Consider the following 24,157-nt stretch of genomic DNA (forward strand, 5'->3'; position numbering starts at 1 on the left):
TTATTTAACCTTATTAATAACTAAATCGGCAATATTTTTAAAATTGGAAATATTTTCAGGATAAAAAATAGCACTTACATCAACTACAATATCGTAATGTTCTTTCTCAGCTACTGCTTTAGTTGCATTTTTTATAGTTTGTAAAATTCTGTTATGTTCTTCTTTATGACGAAGTTGATTATCTTTTTGAAATTGGTTTATTTTTTTTAAAAAATCTGCTTTTTTAGCTTCAAATGATTGAAGATCTTTATCTTTATTATTAATTATATTTTCTTTTAATTTTTTTTCTTGAATCTGTAAATCTTTTTCTATATTTTGTAATTCATTTAATCGTCCTTTAAATTCCATTTCTAATTGCTTCAATACAGCTTGTTTTGTAACTATTTTTTGAAAAATTTCATTAACATTAATAACTGCAATTTTTTCTGCATAATTAGGAGTAGGTATGAATAAAATTAAACTTAATCCTATTATATACAACACATTTTTCACATTGAACTCCTTGACTGCTGCTTATAATTTTATGAATGAGAGATATCATAAAAATAAATTGAATTAATTACTTACCAAATTTTACCTATATTAAATTGAAATTCTTCAGATTGATCACCTTTGTATTTTTTTAATAATTTACTGTAAGAAAAAACTAACGGTCCAATTGGTGATATCCATTGGAATGATATTCCTGTTGACACTCTGATATTAGATGCTTTGCCATAATTAGGCATTCCTATTATCCAACTTTTTGGAGTATAATGCCAATTAGAATCCCAAACAGTACCTGCATCAATAAAAAAAGAAGTTCTAACTGAATTTTTATATTTTTTATTAATAAGTGGATTTGGTGTAATTAATTCTAATGAAGCTATTACCATAATATTGCCACCAATAGCATCAGTAGATGGACTACCAGATTGAGGATTTATTTTTCCAGTAATCTTGTTTTGTTCAATATAAATGGCTTTAGGACCAATATTATTAGAACGGAAACCACGTATAGTATTACTTCCACCAACATAAAAGTTTTCATAAAATGGTAATTCTTTGCCAGTAAAACCATTACTATAACCTAATTGTGTTCTATTTAATAAAATCCATTCTTTATTTTCATCAATTGGATAATATTGTGATGTATCAATACGAATTTTATGATATTGGTTTTTTGAACCAGGAATAGTAATTTTACTATTAATTAAAGTTTTATTTCCTAATGTTGGAAATAAACTACTATCCAAGTTATTATAACTCCAACCAAAATTAAGAGTAAGATCATTCACGTTATAGCATATTTTGTCATTAAAATTTAAAATTTTACCCATACTTTTTAAATAACGCCACATCCCAACTTGTGGTTTCATATCTGATAAAGCATTATGAATAAAACCATATCCAAGGCTGAAAAAAAAATTTTCACTTAAAGGAAAACTTAAGGTACTATTAATTCCATAAGTCTTATTATTATAGCGTGAAAGATAGGCATCTTTAGCACTAAAATCATTATAAAACAAATTCCCATTTAAGTTTACTGAATTTATATTAAGGTAGGGATTTGTTAAAGATAGTTCAGAGCGAATCGAAGAATTATTTTTGCTTGCACTAATACCAAAAGAATTACCTGTGCCTAGCCAATTTTCTTGTTGAATACCAACTTTAAAACTAATACCACTTTCGCTACCAAAACCAAAACCAAAATTCATAGAACCAGTATTACGTTCTTTAACTTTATATATAACATCAATTTGATCAGAAGTGCCAGGTACAGGTAACTTTTTTATATCAACTGACTCAAAAAAACCAGTACGATTTAATCTTACTTTACCTAAATTAATTAAATTATCAGATAACAAGGAACCTTCCATTTGTCTTATTTCACGACGTAAAACAGAATCTTTACTAATATGATTGCCTGAAAAATAAATTTGACGCACATAAAATCGGTTACCTGGATCAATGATAAATCGTAATTTAACCATTTTATTTTTATCATCTATGTCATGATTTATAATTATACTAGGATATGCATAACCATGAAAACTAAAAAAATTTTTAATTTTATTTTCTACTTTAGTGATTGCATTTACGTTATAAATTGAATACGGTTTGATAGTTATCAATTTATTAATTTCATCATAAAATTTATCTATTTTTCCATTCAACTCAACATTAGATATGATATATCTATCTCCTTCTGTAATATTGATAGTAATGTAAATATTTTTTTTATTAGGTGTTAAACTAATATTAGTAGAATTTATATTAAATTTAGCATAACCACGGTTTAAATAAAAATTACTTAGTGCTTTTAAATCATCAATTAATTTTTGTTTTTGATATTTTTTATCAAAAATAAAATTCGACCAAGATATATTATCACTTAATTGAAAATTCCTTACTAGTTCTCTAGTAGAGAATACTTTATTACCAATAATATTAATTTGTTGAATTTTAGTTGAAACACCTTCAATAAAGATTAATCTTAAATCTACACGATTATAAGGTAATAAAGTAATTACAGTTTTCACTGTAGCATTATATTTGCCTATACTATAATAAAAATCTTCAAAATATTTTTTTATTTTTATCAAATTTTTATTATTAAGAAATTCACCTACTTGGATGTTTAGGGACTGAAGATTTTGATTTAATAAATCTTTTGTAATTAATTTATTACCAGAATATGTAATATTAGCAATAATTGGTTTTTCTTTTAATTTAATTATCAACGTATTTTTGTCACGTAAAATCTTAATATTCTCGAAATTTCCTATTGAAAATATGGATTTAATAGCATTACTGATATCTTTGTTATCTATTTTATCTCCTATAAGAAAAGGTAGATTTAATAATACTGTATCAACAGAAATACGCTGAAGACCCTCAAAATGAATATCTTTTACTATAAATCCTTCTTTACTATATATATTATAGCTATGTAATAACAGCAATGTTATAAGAATTTTTTTTATTAACATAGTTATAAATATTCCTAAATAATGTATTATTACTAATAAAATTTAAAGACGGGAAAAATCATTAAAAATTGCAAGCATCATTAATAATATCAATATAATAGCACCAATACGATAACTAATATCTAGTATACGATTAGATATAGGAGATCCTTTGATTTTTTCTATTAATAAAAAAAGTAAATGACCACCATCTAATGTTGGTAATGGAATTAAATTAATAATTCCTAAATTAATACTAATTAATCCAACAAACATAAAGTAATATACTAACCCAGACTCTGCAGAAATTCCTGCTCCTTTAGCAAAGGAAATAGGCCCACTTAAATTAGTTAATTTAATATCACCAGTAATAAGTTTGCTTATCATACTTAATGTAAATTTTATCATTTGCCAAGTTTTATTAAGTGCATGATAAAAAGCAGAAAACAAATTATATTGCTGTGTAATTTTATATTCATCTGGATATGGAATTATTGATAACTCAAGACCTGCAAATCCAATTTGCTTATTTTTTGTTATATTTTTCGCTATAGGTGTTAATATTATTTGATGAATTTCACCTTGTCTATCAATAGACAATAATAAGGGAATATTAGGATTTTGTTTAATAAAACAGGATACCGGATGCCAAGTATCTATAATTTGTTCATTTATTTTTATAATTTTATCTCCTATTTGTAATCCAGATAATTCTGCTGCTGAACCATCTTGTATTTTATGTATAATAGGGTCTTGTTTAAGACTAATAGGCATAATGCCTAAAGATAAGATAGGATCTTGGGTATCTGGATCAAAATTCCATGACCTTAGGTCAATTGTTTTTTTTATCGGTTTTGAATGTCCAATTGGTAAAACTTTCATGATTAACTCTTTATTACCAATTTTACTAATTAAAGCTATTCTAGCAGAATTCCAATCATGAATTTCAATATCATCTATTGATTTTAATTCCATCCCCGGTTCAAAGCTTGCTTGAGCAGCTAGTGAATACTCTTGAATATCTGAAATTATAGGTTTAACTGAATTTACACCAAGAATAAAAACTAACCAATAAAGTAGCATGGATAATAAAAAATTAGCTATAGGTCCTGCACTAATCACTGCAATACGCTGACCGATTGTTTTATTATTGAAAGCTAAATGCATGTTTTCTGGTGTTATAATAGATACACGTTCATCTAGCATTTTTATATAGCCACCTAATGGAATAAGTGAGATAACAAATTCTGTGCCGTATCGGTTTACACGCCATAAAATTTTTCCAAATCCAATTGAAAAACGTTCAACATGAATACCACAAAGCCTGGCTACATAAAAATGGCCAAATTCATGTACAATGACTAGTAAACTGGATGTAATAATAAATGCAGTTAGACTCCAAAGAAATTCCATTATATCCCTTAAATTTTTAAAAAAATAATAATGATAATCCTGCAACAGGTATAGCTGCTGTCAAACTATCAATTCGATCTAATATTCCACCATGTCCTGGAATCAAATTACTACTGTCCTTTATACCAGATTGACGTTTAAACATACTTTCAGTTAAATCACCAAAAATAGAAATAATTACAACAATTATAGAACAAAATAGTATATTTTTAGATATCATCAAGAAAGGAAAACACATATTAAATATCCATGCAACAAAATATGTCGTCAATATACCACCTATCGCACCCTCTAACGTTTTGCTAGGAGAAATTTTTACAGCTAATTTATGTTTGCCAAATAAATAACCAAAAAAATAAGATCCAGTATCTACACTCCAAACTATTAACATTATATAAAGCACCCACCAAGCACCGATAAAATTATCAATATAATAATCAATTGTTTTAATGACTAAAATTCCACAATAAAAAGGTAAAATAGTTAAAATACCAAATAATATTTTTAATGCTACTGATTTAGACCATAATTTAGCAGAATTCGGAAAAGTTACTACTAATATTATTGCAAATAACCACCAAATTAATCCAGCTAATAAAATATAAAAAATTATAGGATTTTTTGTTAATTGATTTAAATTTTTAAATGATAATTGCAAAAGCAATAAACAAAATCCAAAAAAAATAGCAGATATAATACGTGTAATTTGTGTTGTTAAGTTAATAAATTGACTCCATTCCCAGAATGCTATTGAGCAAATAATAATAATAACATAACCAAACCAGTTTAATGGTAAAAAAAATAGTATAACAATAACTAATGGAACAAATGTGATAGCTGTAATTATACGGTAATTTAAGTTTAATAAAAACAGTTTCCTATTATTCATGGATATCATCAGGAATAGTATTACCAAAACGTCGATCACGTTGATTAAATGATAAAATAGCACTTTTGAACACTGCCTCATCAAAATCAGGCCAAAGAACATCTGTAAAATAAAATTCAGAATAAGCAATCTGCCATAAAAGAAAATTACTAATACGATATTCTTTCCCAGTTCTAATAACTAAATCGACGGTTGGCTGATCGTGTAAGCTAATAAATTCATTTACACTATCTTCATTAATATGTTCTGGTAACAACAGACCGGATTTAATTTTTTCAGCAATAAGTTGTATTGCATTAGTAATATCCCATCTACCACCATAGTTAGCAGCAATATTAAGTTGTAATCCAGTATTATGGATAGTTAAATTAATGGCATGTTTAATTCTATTTTGTAATTTAGGTTTAAATCTACTGATATCACCAATAATATTTAATTTCACATTATGAATGTTTAAATTTTCTACTTCATCATTTAAAAATAAAGCAAATATTTCCATTAAATTACTAACCTCATTATCTGTTCTACTCCAATTTTCACTACTAAAAGCATATAAAGTCAAAGACTGAATTTCATTTTTAATAGCAAATTGAACAGCTTTTTGTACAGCTTCGGTACCTGCTAAATGACCCTTAATTCTTAACTTTCCATGTTTTTTTGCCCAACGTCCATTACCATCCATAATAATAGCAACATGCTTTGGTATCCTGTGTTGTGAACTATTATCATACATAAATTTCATGCCAAAAAATTCCTTTACTATAACTTAATAGTATAGCTAATTTTTATAAAATATTTTAATAAAAAATTATTTAATACAATAAAAATGATTTTTTTATGCTTTATAGATACTTCTTAACACATTTTATTGCATAAATTTAAATAGGATACATTATATAAAATAAACAATTAGATATCAAAATCACTTGATTAATAAAATATTGTTAATGTTTTAATATAATTAATTGCCATTTGACGTGCTTCATTATCAATTTCTAATACTGTATCAATACTATCAGGTTCAGATATATTTAACTTCTCTACTATATTTAAATTAACTTGTGCGATGTCAGTAAATCGGAGTTTTCCGGATAAAAATGCAGCAACAGATACCTCATTTGCAGCATTTAAAATTGTAGTTGCTGCTTGTCCATATCGACAGGCCTCAATTGCCAATTTTAAGCATGGATATCTTTGATAATCTGGGGCAATAAACGTTAATGAGGATACTTTTTTAAAATCAAGAAAATCAGCACCTGAAGGAATACGATCTGGGTAAGCCATACTATAAGAAATAGGAGTTCTCATATCTGGCATTCCTAATTGAGCTATAATACTTCCATCTCGATATTTTACCATAGAGTGAATAATAGATTGAGGATGAATAATTAATTCAATTTGTTCTGCTGACGCATTGAAAAAATACTTTGCCTCGATATATTCAAGACCTTTATTCATCATAGTTGCTGAATCAACAGAAATCTTACGTCCCATAGACCAATTAGGATGCTGACATGCATCATTAACAGTCATATATTTAAGAGAAGAAAGTGGGATTTCACGGAATGGACCTCCAGATCCTGTTAATACAATGCATTTTATTCCATATTGTTTAAGATTTACAAAACCTAAATTACACTGAATCTCAGTAGGTAAACTTTGAAATATAGCATTATGTTCACTATCAATAGGAAGTACTTGAGCTTTATATTTTTTTATTGCATCGAAAAATAGTTGACCACTAGTAATTAGTGATTCTTTATTAGCTAATAAAATTCTTTTTCCTTTCTTTATAGCAGCTAATGTTGGTACTAAACCAGCAATTCCAGTTATTGCTGACATTACTTGATCGACATTCTCTAATGAAGCTAGTTCATAAATTCCATTTTTACCAGATAAAACTTCAGTTTGGCATCCATGTTTTTTTAATATGCTTCTAAGATTATTAGCTGATTTTTCATCTGACATTGCAGCATATTTTGGATAAAATTCCAAGCATTGTTTAACCATAGTAGCCACATTTTTATTTGCAACTAATGCAATAATTTTAAATTTTTCTGGATTTTCTTTAACTACTGATAGTGTGGTTTTACCAATTGAACCCGTCGATCCTAAAATTGTCAGACGTATCATCGTGATATATTATATGCTCTTTTTTATTTTTAAAAAGGATTATACTTTACTTAATATTGAATACTACAAATAAATTGAATAATATAACAAAATTTAAAATATCATTAATTCTTTTTCTTTTTCTTCACTAATATGACCAATTATTTTAATAAAATTATTAGTTAATTTTTGAATTTCATCTTGTGCACATCGTTCATTATCTTCACTAATTTCTTTATTTTTTAATAGTATTTTTAGTTTTATATTTGCATCACGTCGTAACCTACGAATAGATATTCGTCTTTTTTCAGCATCATTATGCAATATTTTTATTAAATTTTTTCGTCTTTCTTCTGTTAATGGTGGGAATGATACACGTATCAAAGATCTTTTAGAAAAAGGATTAAGGCCTAAACATGATGACATAATAGCTTTTTCTACTGCTGGAACTAAAGTAGGATCAAAAACAGTAATAGCTAGTGTACGTGAATCCTCAGTAATGATATTTGCTAACTGATGTAATTTTTTTGTACTACCATAACATTTTATCATTAAACCATATAACAAATTTGGTGAGGCTCTATTAGTGCGCATTTTATTGATTTGATTTTTAAATGCTTCAATGTCTTTTTCCATACTTTCTTGAGTATATTGTTTTATTGCAGTAATCACACGTAAATCCTTAATAAATTAGTTATATAGTTAAAAATAAAATATTTACTTACTTAATTTTAAACTAAGATAGTCTTAATTAATTTTTAAAATTTAATAAGTTGATAACTTAATACTGTTATAAACTAACACAATACACAGATATTTTATATTATCTCTATAACTCAAATTAATTAATCCCGAACAATTAATGTTCCTTTATTTTCACCTATTATAATTTTACCTAATGTACCAGGTTTATTTATATTAAAAATACGAATAGGTAAATTATGATCACGAGCTAAAGTAAATGATGTTAAGTCCATTACTTTTAATTTACGGTTTAACACTTCCTGATAAGTTAGTTTTTTATAAAGAATTGCATCTGTACTTTTTGAAGGATCAGAAGAATAAACACCATCAACTTTAGTTCCTTTTAAAACAATATCAGCTTTAATTTCTATACCACGTAGACAAGCAGCTAAATCTGTTGTAAAATAAGCATTGCCAGTGCCAGCAGAAAAAATAACAACTTTGCCATCACGCAGCAACTTTATAGCATCAATCCAACTATAACTGTCACATATGCCATTTAATGGCACTGCTGACATAAGGTTAGCATTTACATATAAACGATGTAAGGCATCACGCATTGCTAACCCGTTTATTATTGTTGCCAACATGCCCATATGATCACTAATCACCTGATTCATACCATTATTAGCTAAATCTGAACCACGAAATAAATTTCCACCTCCGATAACTACACCTACTTGTATAGATAATTTTATCAAATCTTTAATTTCTTGAGCTATACGATTTAAATTATTTGCATCGATATTAATACCGTCTGAGCCTTGTAAGGCTTCACCACTAATTTTAAGTAAAATACGTTTATATGATCTTCGTTTATCTATTATCATCAAATTTTACCCTAAAAAATCACTAAAATTTAGTTTAAAATTTATATATAATAACTTAGGTATTATAATAAAATAGTAATCTTAAAATTAATTATAATTTTATTTCTATCTTTGAAAATAATATTATTATTATCTTTGATCTTTGATACCTTCACCAAGTTCAAAATTAATAAAATTAATTACTCTTGCATTTTGTTCTGTCAATAATAAACCAACTGTTTTCTTTTGATCCATAATAAATTGTTGGCTAGTTAAACAAATATTGTTTATAAATTTATTCATACGTCCAATAACTATTTTTTCTGCTATTTCATTAGTTTTTCCAGATTTCATTGCAATATCTAATTGAATTTGATGTTCATGAGAAATTACACTTTCTGGAATATCTGATGGTGTAATGTATTCTGGTTTACTTGCAGCTATATGCATAGCAATTTTTTTAACTAACTCATCATCAGCATTTTCAGCAGAAACTAGTACTCCAATACGAAACCTATGTAAATAACAACCAATTTTTTCACCTTCTAATATTTCAATTCGTCGAATATTAATATTTTCACCAGTTTTTGCGATCATTTCTATACGTTGTTCTTCGAATTGTTTTTTTAATTCACTTATTTTAAATATTTTATTCAAAATAACAAATTTTAGTATTTCATGACCAAATGATAAAAAATTACTATTTTTAGCCATAAAATCAGTTTCACAATTTAACTCAATCAATGCACCTAGTTTTCTATCCATAGAAACTTCTCCTATAACTACTCCTTCCGTAACAAGTCGAATAGCTTTTTTAGCGGCACTTGTTTGACCTAATTTTCGCATATTATTAATAGCTAATTTAATATCTCCATTAGCTTCAATTAATGCTTTTTTACATTTTATAACACCTACACCAGTAAGTTCACGTAATGTTTTAACTAAATCAGTAGTAATTTTAAACATTTAACTTATTCCTTAATTCATAAAATTATAAAAATTTTATCTTCAATAAAAAGGAATTTATTATACTAATAAAAAATAAGCAAATATAACATTATATATATTTTTTTAGTTAATATATTCAAAGTATTATATGAATAATATGAAATTATTTTAATAAAATTTTTTATTGAGTATAACCTTCATGAATAGCTTTAACTACAGCATCAAGATATAATTTTACTGCACGAATTGCATCATCATTACCTGGAATAATATAATCAATCCCATCCGGATTAGCATTAGTATCTACAATTGCAAATACAGGTATCCCTAAATTATTCGCCTCTTTTATAGCAATATGTTCATATTCAGCATCTATAACAAATAAAGAATCTGGCAATCCTCCCATATCTTTAATACCACCCAAACTATTTTCTAATTTATTAAGTTCCCGAGTACGTATTAATGCTTCTTTTTTTGTTAATTTATTAAATGTACCATTTTTAGATTGTTCTTCTAAATCCTTTAGACGCTTAATAGATTGACGAACAGTCTTCCAATTGGTCAACATACCACCTAACCAACGATGATTAACAAAATACTGATCACAACTATTAGCAGCTTCTTTTATAGCTTCACTTGCTGCACGTTTAGTGCCAACAAATAAAATTTTTCCTTTTCTTGAAGCAATTTTAGTCAATTCAGATAATATCTTATTAAACATTACTACAGTTTTTTCTAAATTAATAATATGTACTTTATTACGTACACCAAATATATAAGGTTTCATCTTTGGATTCCAATAACGAGTTTGATGACCAAAGTGAACACCTGCCTTCAGCATATCGCGTATGGAAATAGTTACCATCTAAACCTCTATAAAATATGTTAGTAAATTATGCTTATTTCTAAGCTGATTGTATGTATTCTTAATAATTTTTAATATTAATAATAGGATAAAAATGTTTTTACATTATAAATAAAATTAATTTTCTTTTAAATTTATTTACTTAATCTTTTTTTAAATTACATTTTTTAATTACATACAAAAAAGTATTCTTTATCATAAAATATGATAGTATACTACATATAAAATTATGTATAGTTATCTTTTTATGTAGCATGTAGCTAATGAATAATACAACACCTATTAAAACTTTAAAAGTTATAAATACATATATAAAATATTTTTAGTTTCATTACTGTTTTTATAAAAAAATTAGATATTTTTAAATAACAATACATAATTATTATAATATGTAACTCTAAATATCTAATTAATAATTTCATTTAATAATTTCATTAGCCTAGGCATTAGCCTAGGATAAAATAATATGGTATGGCTATTTCAATTAAAACTGAAGATGATATTCAAAAAATGCGAATTGCTGGATATTTAGCAGCAGAAGTTTTAGAAATGATTGAACCTTACATAAAACCTGGTATTTCTACCGGTGAAATTGATCGTATCTGTCATTCACATATTGTAAAAAAACAAAAAGCTATTCCAGCTTGTTTAAATTATCACGGATTCCCTAAATCTATCTGTACCTCAGTTAACGATGTTATTTGTCATGGTATTCCTAGTGATGAAAAAATTTTAAAAGAAGGAGATATTATTAATATTGATGTCACCGTTATCAAAAATGGATTTCATGGCGATACATCTAAGATGTTTATTGTTGGTAAACCAACCATTCAAGGTGAGAGATTGTGTAAAATAACACAAGAAAGCTTATATATTGCTTTAAAAATAGTTAAACCTGGTATTCGTTTAAGAATGATAGGCAGAGTAATTCAGCAATTTATTAAAAACCATAAATTTTCTATTGTACGTGAGTATTGTGGACATGGTATAGGCAAATTTTTTCATGAAGAACCTCAAGTATTACATTATGATGCTTATGATGGAGGAGTTATTTTACAAAAAAATATGACCTTTACTATAGAACCAATGATTAATACAGGAGATCATCGTGTTAGAGTAATGAAAGATGGCTGGACAGTAAAAACAAAAGATAGAGGTTTGTCAGCACAATACGAGCATACTTTAGCTGTTACTAATAATGGATGTGAAATTTTCACTTTACGAAAAGAAGAAGAACAATTTATTTCAGCTATTATGAATAATAAATAATGTAATATATAAATAATAAATATTAAAATGATGTATTTAATCTGGATTTATAACTGGTCAATTATTTATAAATTTAAATATAAAACTTTTAATATTTTATTATATCAATAATACAATGCGCTAATTATAATTTCAATTAATTAAATTAATTATTCAATTTAAATATATTTTTTATATTAAATAGATTTAATATAATTGTTGTTTACATGCATTTTGTTATCAACAACTATTAGAACTACTAGTTCTAATGGATTTTTTTACTTTTAAAATATATTTAAACATAAAAATAATCATACATAACTTGTTATAAACAAATTATATTATCAAGTTATATAATACAAATAGTTAAAAAAATATAAAAATTTTAGCAGTATGCTATATATTTTTTACATAATTATAAAAATTTTTTCAAAATATATAATCTTATTTATTATCGATATTAATCGTAAGTAATTATGTAATATTAATAAAGTTGCACTCTATACTAATTTTGTATTTATTTTAAATAGTAATAATTTTATAGTTTTAAAATTTTATTTTAATAAAAATACTAATAATTTAATAGCATTTAGTAACTATAAAAAATGACAATTATCTTTTAAATAGTTAATTTAATATTAGTATTAATTTAAAAATTGATTATACATACACCATATAATGGAAATATAATTATGAAAGTAACAGAATTAATTTTAATAAGACATGGAGAAAGTGAGTGGAATAAGGAAAATAGATTTACTGGTTGGACTGATATTAATCTTTCTTATAAAGGAAGAAAAGAAGCAATATCTGCAGGTAAATTATTTAAAAAAAAAGGATTTATTTTTAATTATGCCTATACGTCATTTTTAAAACGTGCTATTCACACTTTATGGTATATTTTAGATCAAATAGATCAACAATGGATTCCATGTGAAAAAAATTGGAGATTAAATGAACGTCATTATGGTGCATTACAAGGTTTAAATAAAACAGAAATAGCAAAAAAATATGGTGATAACCAAGTTAAACTATGGAGACGAAGCTTTAAAATTACACCACCAGCATTAACTATAGATGATTTTCGTTATCCTGGTCATGATATTCGTTATTCAAATTTAAAACCAACAGAAATTCCTGTTACTGAAAGTCTTGCTAATACAATAACACGAGTGGTCCCATTTTGGGAAACAGTAATTAAACCTAGAATTGCAAAAAATGAAAAAATTATTATTGTTGCTCATGGCAATTCATTAAGAGCATTAATTACACATTTAAATAAAATGACAGAAGAAGAAATTATCGAGTTAAATATTCCTACTGCTATGCCAATAGTATATGAATTTGATAAAAATATTCAACCAATTAATAATTTTTATCTTATATAATTAATTTTGCAATAGTAAATAAAAAATAAAACTGTTCCAAAAAACTAATATATTTTATGCTTATTTTTAATTTATCAAGGTAAAAAAATATTTTTTAATATAAAACACTTTTATTTATTATTTATGATTATTATGAAAATAAAAAAATTAAAGATTAAAAAAGAAAATTAAGAATGTCACATAAGTTTAAAATTACTAATTAATTAGTAGCTAAATTATTAGTAGCTAAATTATTACTTTTATCTAATTTTAATAAAAAGATATATTTTTATTTGTTTTTGAATATAATTAGAATTAATTAATAATAATTTAAATTATATTCAGTAATGAGATATTACTAAAGAATTTTTTAAACAATTAATTATTAATTTACATCATTCATAATTGGGTCGTACAGGATTCGAACCTGTGACCAATTGATTAAAAGTCAACTGCTCTACCAACTGAGCTAACGACCCCAAAATATTAAATAAAAAATAAAATTTAATTAATAATGGGCGATATCAGATTTGAACTGATGACATCCTCCTTGTAGGGGAGACGCTCTACCAACTGAGCTAATCGCCCAATACTCTTCAATAACTATTTTATAAAGATATATTATAAGGATAGTTCTATACGAGTCAAGGTTTAAAAAAATGTTTGTAACATGAAATTTAAGAAAATAAACAAAAATATTTTTTTAAATTTGCTTTTAAAATTCTAGTAATATTAATAATATTTTGATTTTTATATTAAAAAACAAAATATTAACTGTTTTTAACAAAATTTATTATTTTTTATAAATTATTATTTATTAATATAAATGAATAAATAATAATTCAGGTAATTTTATATGAATAAAATAAGAACCAGATTTGCACCAAGTCCAACAGGTTATCTCCATATTGGTAGTGTTAGAACTGCACTTTTTTCATGGCTTTATAGCAAACATAATAATGGTAAGTTTATTTTACGTATTGAAGATACAGATCTTGAACGTTCTACTCAAAAATCAATTGACAACATAATAGATGGAATGCATTGGTTAAATTTAAATTGGGATGAAGGACCTTATTATCAAAGTAAACGATTAAAAAGATATAATTCAGTTATAGAACAAATGATTAAAAAAGGAATTGCATATCGTTGTTACTGTTCTAAAGCAAGATTAGATAATTTACGTAAAAAACAAATTGCTAGAGGTGAAAAACCTCGTTATGATGGTTTTTGTCGTAATAATATTCATAATTATAAATATAATGAATCTCATGTAGTACGGTTTCGTAATCCTCAAGAAGGTGATGTTATTTTTGAAGATCAAATACGAGGTTTAATTAAATTTAGTAATATTGAGCTAGATGATCTCATTATACGTCGTACTGATGGGTTGCCTACTTATAATTTTTGTGTTGTTATTGATGATTGGGATATGAAAATAACACATGTTATTCGCGGTGAGGATCATATCAATAACACTCCAAGACAAATTAATATATTAAATGCTCTTGGTGCACCTATACCTGTATATGCTCATATTTCAATAATTTTAGGAGAAGATGGTAAGAAATTGTCTAAACGACATGGAGCAGTAAGTATTATGCAATACCGTGATGACGGTTATTTGCCAGAATCTTTATTAAACTATTTAGTTCGTTTAGGTTGGTCTCATGGAAACCAAGAAATTTTTAGTATAGATCAAATGATTAATAATTTCTCATTGCATGCGATTAATAAATCTGCGAGTACTTTTAATATAGATAAATTATTATGGCTAAATCATTATTATATTAATTCATTACCTGCTGAATATGTTACTACTCATTTATCATGGCATATAGAACAACAGGGTATAAATATAAATAAAGGACCAAGCTTATTAAATATACTAAGCCTATTTAGTAAACAATCTAAAACTTTAAAAGATATAGTTAATTCATGCAATTATTTTTATAAGGATTGTATTCCATTTAATAATACATTGATAAAAAAGTATTTATATCCAATGGCTATTTTACCATTAAAAATAGCAAGAAAAAAATTAGAAAAAATTAATCATTGGACATATGAAAATATACGTCAAGTAATTAAATCAACTGCTACAGAACTGAATGTTGATATTGGAAAGGTTGGAATGCCCATTAGAATCGCCATAACTGGGATCAGTCAATCACCTAATATTTACGAAATTATATATATATTAGGTAAAAATAGATCATTAAAACGTATTGATGAAGCTTTAATGTATATAAAGAATAATAAAAATTATTTAAGTTAATTGAACTAACTAATTTAGTTATGCTAAAATATGTTTATAAAATATATTAGTAATAATAGCAGTAGGATTTTTTATAAAAATGTTTTAATTATTTTTATTTAAAATTTAAATGTTTTTATATTTCATATAATAATTTTATTTGATTATTGGGGCTATAACTCAGATGGTAGAGTACTTGTATGGCATACAAGTGGTCAGCGGTTCGATTCCGCTTAGCTCCATTAATTTCTTTGCTTTACATCATTCATATATTACATTTGATACGTGTTATTAACATATTTTTTGATTATTTTTATTTTAAAGTAATCGAAATATAAGTATATTATATATATATATTATTTTATTAGCCATAAGATAATAAACATAAAATATATAAATATTTTAAATTTAAAAACTTATATATATTTTTAATATTTTAAGCATGTAAAAAATACAATAATTTAAGTTTAATAAAATCATTTGTACTATTTTTTATAATTCTAGATATAATTTTTTATTTTAAAATTATTAAATAATTTATCAATTGATATCTTTATTTCTTAATTTCTTATTTCATTTTATATTTACTAATTTTTTATTTAATAGACAATTAATAATATTGTAAATTATTACAATCATGATCATTATAAAAATTTTTTTCAATTATGAAAAAATATTAAAAATATTCAATCAATATTTAGCTAAATACAATATTTTTTTAATATTTTGCTTTAAATCAATATGATTAGATCATTTTTTTAACAAAAAATTCATATGATTAAATATTTTAAATTATTAATTTTATAAATCTAATTAAAAAATTTACTAACTTATTAATAGATAATATTTTTATATAATAAATATTATAATAATTTCATTAAATGATCTTCATTAATTATTTCTATTCCTAATTTCTTTGCCTTTAATAATTTAGTCTTTGAACCAAAATTACCCGAGATCAATAAATTAGTTTTTTTAGAAATATTATTTGTAACTTTTGCTCCAAATGATATTAATTTATCTTTTATTTCATTTCTAGTTAAACAACTTAGTCTTCCAGTTAAAGCTATTGTTTTATTGATAAATTTATTATCCTTTTTTTTATCTGGTATTGTTTGTAAATTAATGCCAATTTCATTAATTAGTTTATTGATAATATCTATATTATATTTATCATTAAAAAAATTAATAATGTAACTAGCAATTTTTTCACCAACATGTTGTATTTCTTTTAAAGATTCTATATCTGTATTCATTAGCGAATTTAAATTAGCATAATTGATTGATAAATTGATAGATGTTGTTTCTCCAACTTCTCTAATACCTAATGCATAAATAAATTTTGCTAATGTGATTTCTTTTGATTTATTAATAGAATTAATTAAATTACGCGCTAATTTATATCCTATGCGATTTAAGCTAGTTAAAATATCAACTTTTAACAAATAAAGATCAGCTACTGTCATTACATATTTTTTGTCTACTAATTGATCAATAATTTTATTTCCTAAGCCTTCAATATTCATTGCACGTTTAGAAACAAAATGCATCAAGGTTCTTTTAAGTTGAGCTGCACAAATCAAACCACTAGTACAACGTATTACAACTCCATTATCAATACATTTAATATTTGAACCACAAACTGGACAATATCTAGGCAATTGAATTTTAAGACTATTGATAGGCCTTTTATTTATAACTACATTAATAATTTGTGGTATGACATTTCCAGCTCTATGAATAACGACAGTATCTCCTATATGTAATCCTAAACGTCTAATTTCATCAAAATTGTGTAATGTTGCATTACTTATGGTAACACCTTCAATTATAATAGGTTCTAATTTAGCAACAGGTGTAATTATACCTGTACGACCCACTTGAAATTTGATATCTTTTAGTAAAGTAATATGTTCTTGATTAGTAAATTTAAATGCTACAGCCCAACGTGGTGCTCTAGTGATAAATCCTATTTTTTTTTGTAGTAGTAATGAATCTACTTTAATAACAATACCATCAATATCAAAACCTAAACTTAAACGATTCTCTTTAATTTCATTATAATAAGATAAAATTTGTTCCCTATTTTGACAACGTTTTATTTTATCACTAACTGGTAAACCCCATTTCTTAAACTGTATTAAACATTTATATTGACTATCTGGTAAATTTTTACCATAGCTTGATCCAAAGCCGTAACAAAAGAAGGATAACGATCTCTTAGCAGTGATACTAGGGTCAAGATTTCTTAATGAACCAGCTGCTACATTACGTGGATTAGAAAAAATTTTTCCATTATTACGTTTTGAATTTTCATTCAACTTTTTAAAATTTTTATGAGTCATAAATACTTCACCACGAATTTCAATACGTTCAGGAATATTATCACCAAATAAACGTAAGGGGATATCTCGAATAGTACGAATATTAGTAGTAATATTTTCACCTATTTTACCATCTCCACGAGTAGCAGCTCGGATTAATACACCATTTTCATATAATAAACTTACCGCCACCCCGTCTACTTTAAGTTCACAACAAAACATTAATGTTTCGTTGTTTTTTAAAATTTTATGAACTCGTTTATCAAAAGATAAATAATTAGCTTTATCAAAAATATTATCTAATGATAACATCGGTGTATCATGATACACTTGATCAAAAATTTTTAATGGCAAGCCACCAACTCGTTGTGTTGGGGAATCATTAGTAATTAATGCTGGATATTTCTCTTCTAAATTTTTTAATTCTTGCATCATTAGATCATATTCTAAATCAGATATTACAGGTGTATCTAGCACATGATATTGATATTCATGATATCGCAATTGCTGTTTTAGTTGTGTAAGGTAACTTTGTTTTTCTTTCATTTTTTATAAATCTAAAGTATAATATGATATAAGTTAATAACTAATTATTTTAAAATTATAATTCTGATGTTTCATTATATAGTTTTTCATTCATAATGAAAGATATTGTTATTTTTATATGACAAATAAGTAATATATTTTAAAATTTAAAGTATTAAATTTATATTTACTTTTGATAAAAATATACTTTTGATAAAAATATATTTAAATTATAAAGATAGTTATTTTTTTAATTAAAATTTAATTTTTAATTTAAATATAAAAATATTCAATATTATTGAATAAGCTAAATAGCTCTGTAAAACTAAAAATATTAACAAAAATACAGTCTGCTTTTTTTTATTCAGATTAAAGCCATATTTCAAAATATGGCTAATAATAAGGTATGCTTTACTTATAATATATCTATCGTAAAATTTTAAAAATATATTTTTTATTAGCAAATAATAGCTAATTTTCTGCTTAATTTTACAATTTTATATAATCTAAGTATTTAGTATTATAAATTATTTTAGTTAAAAATTATATACGTAAATATATATTTAATTTTTGAATTTATTGAAAGTAAGTAAAGTATATTCTAGTTTTAGCTAATTTTCTTTATTTTACATTATTTAAAAGAGTCTATATTGCTATCGCTAATTAATTTATATCTTGGTATATAAATTTACTTTTTAAAAATTAAAATACACTAAATTATTTAGTGACCTGTGAAATAACATAAAAATTGACCAAATACTATTAGTATTCTCTATAACGACATCAACGACATCTAATTATAGACAATTGGAATATTTAGCATTTTAATTTTAAGTAAATGATTACTTTAGAATAAATATGTTACGTAATGTTAATGAAGCATTAATTAAAATTTACATAAGATAAATATAACTAGTCTTCCTAAAACTTTGCATATATATTACATCATTTTAATTATCTATTTTTAATTTTTTATTATATCAAAGATATATTACTTAATTTTATTAGTGTGCAATTTATTTTATTATTAAGTCACTTAAGATATTAATTATTAATATATTATTTTTATGGAATAAAAATATCCCACAAATTATAATATCAATCTTAATAAAATAATAAACTTGTGTTAATATTTTTTATTATAAATTCTATTTGTTAATGATTTTAATTATTTGCGTTTATTGCTTATTGATATTTTTGCAAAAAATTAATTTACTTATTATATATTTAATGTAAATATAAATATATATAATGCAATAATAAAATAATGTACATTGTAAATATTATTTAAATAATTTCAGTAATTTTAAAATTTAATTTTAGTTTAGTAAACTATTTAATAATGATTAAATATAGAGAATTAAGAGAATTAAATTTAAACAAACAAAGAAATAACATAATTATTTTTGAAATAACTTTAGTGTAAAGAAAAATTGTTTTTATATTAATATTAAAACATTACTAAATAATAATTTTATTTTAAATATGCCAGTATTATATGCCAGTATTTTCTTCTTACATATTTTTGAAAAATAAAGTACGCAAAAATAATATATCTTAGTAATTACATAATTGATATATAATAAATTATTTATCTTTTTTATAAGATATATTATCATTTTGAATATACTTTTATATCCTTTGATAAAGAATATTTTAGCATATTTAATTTAAAAATTATTTTTTGTGTTATAGATCAAAATTTAATATGTATTGAGATGATTTATTTAAATGAGTTTAGTATTTAAGCTATTGAGTGTTCAATAATCAAAATTTAATTTTAAATAAGTAGTAAAAATTTATGTGAGTTATGTTACAGGATATAAGTCATAATATGTGAATATATTGACTATTTTTATATTTAAATAAACTATTTTTACAAAGAAAAAAATAATGGTATTATCTTAAATAATACAGCAAAGTATTTTTGAATATTACTGAAAGTAATTAAATTTATTGAGGTAAATGATATGTTCCAACAAGAAGTCACCATCACAGCAGCTAATGGTCTTCATACTCGTCCTGCAGCACAATTTGTTAAAGAGGCAAAAAATTTTTCCTCAGAAATAACACTTACCTATAATGGTAATGGTAAATCTGCTAGTGCTAAAAGTTTATTTAAACTACAAACCCTTGGATTAACTCAAGGGACTGTCGTAACTATTTCTGCGGAAGGTGAAGATGAAAAAAAAGCAGTAGAACATCTTGTTAAATTAATGTCCGAATTGGAGTAATGAAATTACATCATAAATAATTTTTATTTATCATATATCCCTAAATATAAAATAAGGGATATTTATTTTAGTTATTACAATATAAAAGCAATAATCCTATAAGTTAATTATTATTTTTTGCCCAGTAGTAAGGTAACATTTATGATTTCAGGAATTCCAGTCTCACCAGGTATCGCCTTTGGTAGGGTATTAATACTTAAAGAAACATCAATTATTGTGAATTATAAAAAAATTTCTAATGATCAAATTAGTAGTGAAATTAATCGTTTTATTGTTGGCCGTAAAAAAACAGTAAACCAATTACAATCGATAAAAAAAACTGCTAAAAAAAATCTTGGTGAAAAAAAAGCAGAAATATTTGAAGGGCATATAATGCTCATTGAAGATGAAGAATTTGAAAAAGAAATTCTTTCTTGTATAAAAAAAGAATATAAAACAGCAGATGCTGCAGTTCAAAAAATGATAAAAAAACAAACTACAGCATTAGAAGAATTAAATGATGAATATTTCAAAGAACGAATCACTGATGTTATAGATATAGGTAAACGATTATTAAAAAATATTTTAGGAATACCCATTGTTGACCTTAGTTTAATTACAGAAAAAATAATTTTAGTTGCAGTTGATCTTACTCCATCTGAAACAGCACAATTAAATTTAAATAAAGTACTAGGTTTTATTACTGATTTAGGTGGCCGTACTTCTCATACTTCAATTATGGCTAGATCATTGGAAATCCCAGCTATTGTTGGTACAAGAAACGCAACAAAAAATATACACAAAAATGATTATATTATATTAGATGCAATTAATAATTGTATTTATCAAAAACCATCTAATTATGAAATTAATAGACTTCAATCAATCAAAAAAGAATATTTAAGTAAAAAAATAGAATTAGCAAAATTAAAAAATTTACCGGCAATAACTTTAGATGGACACCAAGTTGAAATTTGTGCAAATATTGGTACTTTACATGATTTAGAAATAGCTAAGTGTAATGGTGCTGAGGGTATAGGTTTATATCGTACTGAGTTCTTGTTTATGGATCGTAATAACTTACCTAGTGAAGAAGAACAATTTCAAGCATATAAAATGATTGCAGGGGCTATGGAACAACAATCCATCATTGTGCGTACAATAGATATTGGTGGAGATAAAGATCTTCCATATATGAATTTTCCAAAAGAAACTAATCCATTTCTTGGATGGAGGGCAATTCGTATTTCTCTTGATCGTAAAGAAATACTACATGCTCAATTACGTGCTATTCTTAGAGCATCTATCTTTGGTAAGTTGAGAATTATGTTTCCTATGGTTATTTCTGTAGAAGAAATTCGTACCCTAAAAGAAGAACTAACATTACTAAAAAAACAATTAATCAAAGAAAAATATGATTTTGATAAATCTATTGAAATTGGAATAATGATTGAAACACCATCTGCAGCAATTATTGCTCATCATTTAGTAAAAGAAGTAGATTTTTTTAGTATTGGTACAAATGATCTTACACAGTATACATTAGCAGTTGATCGTGGAAATGATCTTATTTCTCATCTTTATAATCCTATGTCTCCTTCAGTATTAAGACTTATTAAACAAGTTATTGATATTTCCCATGCAGAAAACAAATGGACAGGTATGTGTGGGGAGCTAGCTGGGGATGAGCGTGCTACAATATTATTACTTGGTATGGGATTAGATGAATTTAGTATGAGTGCAATTTCTATTCCAAATATTAAAAAAATTATCAGGAATGTAAGATTTAATGATGCAAAAATTTTAGCAGAAGAAGCTCTTAATCAACCTACAGTAAGAGAATTGATGGATTTAATTAATTCTTTTATTAAAAAAAACAATTTTACTAAAGTTATTAGCTAATAATTTACTCCATAAAAATAATTGATAAGGAAAAATCTTATGGGTTTATTTCATAAATTAAAATCATGGATTTTAAATAATAATAACAATGTCTTTAATATTGATATTAAAGCTCCAGTTTCTGGTAATATTGTTAACATAGAAGATGTTCCTGACATTGTTTTTGCAGAAAAAATTGTTGGAGATGGTGTTGCTATAAAGCCAACTGGTAATAAAATAGTTGCACCAATCAATGGAACTATTGGAAAAATATTTGATACAAATCATGCATTTTCTATTATATCAGATAATGGTATTGAATTATTTGTACATTTTGGAATTGATACAGTAAAATTAAATAGTGAAGGATTTAAACGTATAGCAAAGACAGGACAAAAAGTAAAAACAGGCGATTTAATATTGACATTTGATTTAAATGTTTTAGAAAAAAAAGCAAAATCTATATTAACACCTGTTGTTATTTCTAATATGGATGAAATAAAAGAACTGGCAAAATTTACTGGTTCCGTGATTGTTGGAGAAACAGTTATTATGCAAATAAGAAAATAAATTAATATAATTTATAAAAATACATTATGTTTTATTTTTTGTGTTAAAGCTATAAATTACTTTAATTATCACAATATATATAATTATGATTTATATTAGTAAAATTTATTATATAGTATAATTTATTATATTTTTAATATTTGTTATTTTTATAGTTATTTATTATGATAATTAATAAAATTAATTAATATTTATTGCTATTTTTTAATAAAAGAAAAATAGAGAATATTTATTCCTACTTAGTTAATTTTTACTATTCATAATATAAGATTTTATTCATTAAGTATATAATAAAAAGTATTCTTACTATAGGGTAATAAGGTCATAATGATAAAAAAAAAGAGTTAAATATTGCTAATTTAAGAAGGGAATATACTAAAGGTATTTTAAGACGTAAAGATTTAACTAATGAGCCGTTAGTTTTATTTGAACGTTGGTTAAAGGAGGCTTATATTTTTAAGTTGATTGATCCAACAGCTATGTGTGTTACAACAGTAGATATTAATGGACAGCCATATCAAAGAATGGTCTTGCTTAAACATTATGATAAAAAAGGACTCGTGTTCTATACGAATTTATCTAGTCGTAAAGCACAACATATCACTCATAATAATAAAATAAGTTTATTATTTCCTTGGTATCAGGTTGATCGTCAAGTTTGTTTTCTGGGAAAGGCGGAAAAACTTTCCACAATTGAGGTTATAAAATATTTTCAAAGTCGGCCAAAAGATAGTCAAATAACAGCTTATATTTCACATCAATCTACAAAAATTACAACTAGAGATATATTAGAAAATAAATTTTTTGAATTAAAACAAAAAATGAGAAGAGGTAAAATACCATTACCTAGCTTTTGGGGAGGATATCGAGTTAAATTTGATAGCGTAGAATTTTGGCAAGGTAGATCTAATCGACTACACGATAGATTTTTATATCAATGGAAATATGATCACTGGCAAATTGATCGATTAGCTCCATAAACTGAAATAATTATTTATAAATAACAAACTTACTTGTTATTACTATTTAATAAGTTAATTT

General features: G+C 24.5%; 18 protein-coding genes and 3 tRNA genes. 8 read left to right on the forward strand and 13 right to left on the reverse strand.

Features of this window, described 5'->3' with window-relative positions:
- From AUT07_RS00085 to rpsB, 10 genes are all read right to left on the reverse strand, one after another.
- Positions 1 to 492, reverse strand: coding sequence for an OmpH family outer membrane protein (locus AUT07_RS00085; RefSeq protein WP_066282521.1), 492 nt, complete (start codon positions 490 to 492; stop codon positions 1 to 3).
- 71 nt (positions 493 to 563) lie between these two features.
- On the reverse strand, positions 564 to 2,972 hold the full coding sequence (bamA, locus tag AUT07_RS00090; RefSeq protein ID WP_066282524.1) for an outer membrane protein assembly factor BamA: 2,409 nt from the start codon (positions 2,970 to 2,972) through the stop codon (positions 564 to 566).
- Between the two features lie 42 nt (positions 2,973 to 3,014).
- Entirely contained in the window at positions 3,015 to 4,367 is a 1,353-nt protein-coding gene (rseP, locus tag AUT07_RS00095) for a sigma E protease regulator RseP (RefSeq protein ID WP_204200687.1), read from the reverse strand.
- Positions 4,368 to 4,380: 13 nt separating this feature from the next.
- Positions 4,381 to 5,253, reverse strand: a complete 873-nt coding sequence (locus tag AUT07_RS00100) for a phosphatidate cytidylyltransferase (protein ID WP_066282528.1) — start codon at positions 5,251 to 5,253, stop codon at positions 4,381 to 4,383.
- Positions 5,246 to 5,995, reverse strand: coding sequence for a polyprenyl diphosphate synthase (gene uppS, locus AUT07_RS00105; RefSeq protein WP_066282530.1), 750 nt, complete (start codon positions 5,993 to 5,995; stop codon positions 5,246 to 5,248). Before uppS ends, AUT07_RS00100 begins: the two co-directional genes overlap by 8 nt.
- Positions 5,996 to 6,183: 188 nt before the next feature.
- Positions 6,184 to 7,386, reverse strand: a complete 1,203-nt coding sequence (gene ispC, locus AUT07_RS00110) for a 1-deoxy-D-xylulose-5-phosphate reductoisomerase (protein WP_066282532.1) — start codon at positions 7,384 to 7,386, stop codon at positions 6,184 to 6,186.
- Positions 7,387 to 7,479: 93 nt separating this feature from the next.
- Positions 7,480 to 8,037 (reverse strand): ribosome recycling factor, encoded by a 558-nt coding sequence (gene frr / locus AUT07_RS00115; protein WP_066282534.1) that lies wholly within the window; start codon positions 8,035 to 8,037, stop codon positions 7,480 to 7,482.
- A gap of 173 nt (positions 8,038 to 8,210) precedes the next feature.
- Positions 8,211 to 8,939 carry a UMP kinase gene (gene pyrH, locus AUT07_RS00120; RefSeq protein ID WP_066282536.1) on the reverse strand — a complete coding sequence of 243 codons (729 nt, stop codon included), beginning with the start codon at positions 8,937 to 8,939 and terminating at the stop codon, positions 8,211 to 8,213.
- Between the two features lie 129 nt (positions 8,940 to 9,068).
- Positions 9,069 to 9,884 (reverse strand): translation elongation factor Ts, encoded by an 816-nt coding sequence (gene tsf / locus AUT07_RS00125; protein ID WP_066282542.1) that lies wholly within the window; start codon positions 9,882 to 9,884, stop codon positions 9,069 to 9,071.
- 163 nt (positions 9,885 to 10,047) lie between these two features.
- The gene (gene rpsB, locus AUT07_RS00130; protein ID WP_066282544.1) at positions 10,048 to 10,731 is read right to left on the reverse strand and encodes a 30S ribosomal protein S2; all 684 of its coding nucleotides are present in this window, start codon (positions 10,729 to 10,731) and stop codon (positions 10,048 to 10,050) included.
- Between the two features lie 471 nt (positions 10,732 to 11,202).
- On the opposite strand from rpsB, the gene map reads away from it, so the two are divergent.
- Both map and gpmA read left to right on the forward strand, forming a co-directional pair.
- Positions 11,203 to 12,000: a type I methionyl aminopeptidase gene (gene map, locus AUT07_RS00135; RefSeq protein WP_066282547.1), complete on the forward strand. Its 798-nt coding sequence runs from the start codon at positions 11,203 to 11,205 to the stop codon at positions 11,998 to 12,000.
- Positions 12,001 to 12,671: 671 nt separating this feature from the next.
- Complete coding sequence (gene gpmA, locus AUT07_RS00140; RefSeq protein ID WP_066282548.1) at positions 12,672 to 13,367, forward strand: 2,3-diphosphoglycerate-dependent phosphoglycerate mutase; 696 nt, start codon at positions 12,672 to 12,674, stop codon at positions 13,365 to 13,367.
- Positions 13,368 to 13,752: 385 nt separating this feature from the next.
- On the opposite strand, the gene AUT07_RS00145 is transcribed toward gpmA, so the two are convergent.
- A tRNA-Lys gene (locus AUT07_RS00145) sits at positions 13,753 to 13,825 on the reverse strand.
- A 36-nt stretch (positions 13,826 to 13,861) separates the two neighbouring features.
- Positions 13,862 to 13,934 (reverse strand) — tRNA-Val (locus AUT07_RS00150).
- Between the two features lie 268 nt (positions 13,935 to 14,202).
- On the opposite strand from AUT07_RS00150, the gene gltX reads away from it, so the two are divergent.
- Positions 14,203 to 15,624, forward strand: coding sequence for a glutamate--tRNA ligase (gltX, locus tag AUT07_RS00155; RefSeq protein ID WP_066282551.1), 1,422 nt, complete (start codon positions 14,203 to 14,205; stop codon positions 15,622 to 15,624).
- A 148-nt stretch (positions 15,625 to 15,772) separates the two neighbouring features.
- A tRNA-Ala gene (locus AUT07_RS00160) sits at positions 15,773 to 15,845 on the forward strand.
- Between the two features lie 621 nt (positions 15,846 to 16,466).
- Here AUT07_RS00160 and ligA read toward each other — a convergent pair.
- Complete coding sequence (gene ligA / locus AUT07_RS00165; protein ID WP_066282553.1) at positions 16,467 to 18,473, reverse strand: NAD-dependent DNA ligase LigA; 2,007 nt, start codon at positions 18,471 to 18,473, stop codon at positions 16,467 to 16,469.
- Between the two features lie 1,949 nt (positions 18,474 to 20,422).
- Between ligA and ptsH the strand changes: the two genes are divergently transcribed.
- The 4 genes from ptsH to pdxH all read left to right on the forward strand — a co-directional run bounded on the left by ptsH (position 20,423) and on the right by pdxH (position 24,096).
- Positions 20,423 to 20,686: a phosphocarrier protein Hpr gene (gene ptsH, locus AUT07_RS00170; protein ID WP_066282555.1), complete on the forward strand. Its 264-nt coding sequence runs from the start codon at positions 20,423 to 20,425 to the stop codon at positions 20,684 to 20,686.
- 141 nt (positions 20,687 to 20,827) lie between these two features.
- On the forward strand, positions 20,828 to 22,567 hold the full coding sequence (gene ptsI, locus AUT07_RS00175) for a phosphoenolpyruvate-protein phosphotransferase PtsI (RefSeq protein ID WP_066282557.1): 1,740 nt from the start codon (positions 20,828 to 20,830) through the stop codon (positions 22,565 to 22,567).
- A gap of 39 nt (positions 22,568 to 22,606) precedes the next feature.
- Positions 22,607 to 23,116 (forward strand): PTS glucose transporter subunit IIA, encoded by a 510-nt coding sequence (crr, locus tag AUT07_RS00180; RefSeq protein ID WP_066282559.1) that lies wholly within the window; start codon positions 22,607 to 22,609, stop codon positions 23,114 to 23,116.
- Between the two features lie 350 nt (positions 23,117 to 23,466).
- Entirely contained in the window at positions 23,467 to 24,096 is a 630-nt protein-coding gene (gene pdxH / locus AUT07_RS00185) for a pyridoxamine 5'-phosphate oxidase (RefSeq protein WP_066282560.1), read from the forward strand.
- The last annotated feature ends 61 nt before the right edge of the window (positions 24,097 to 24,157 follow it).

This window comes from Candidatus Arsenophonus lipoptenae, from assembly GCF_001534665.1.
GTDB lineage: Bacteria > Pseudomonadota > Gammaproteobacteria > Enterobacterales > Enterobacteriaceae > Arsenophonus > Arsenophonus lipoptenae.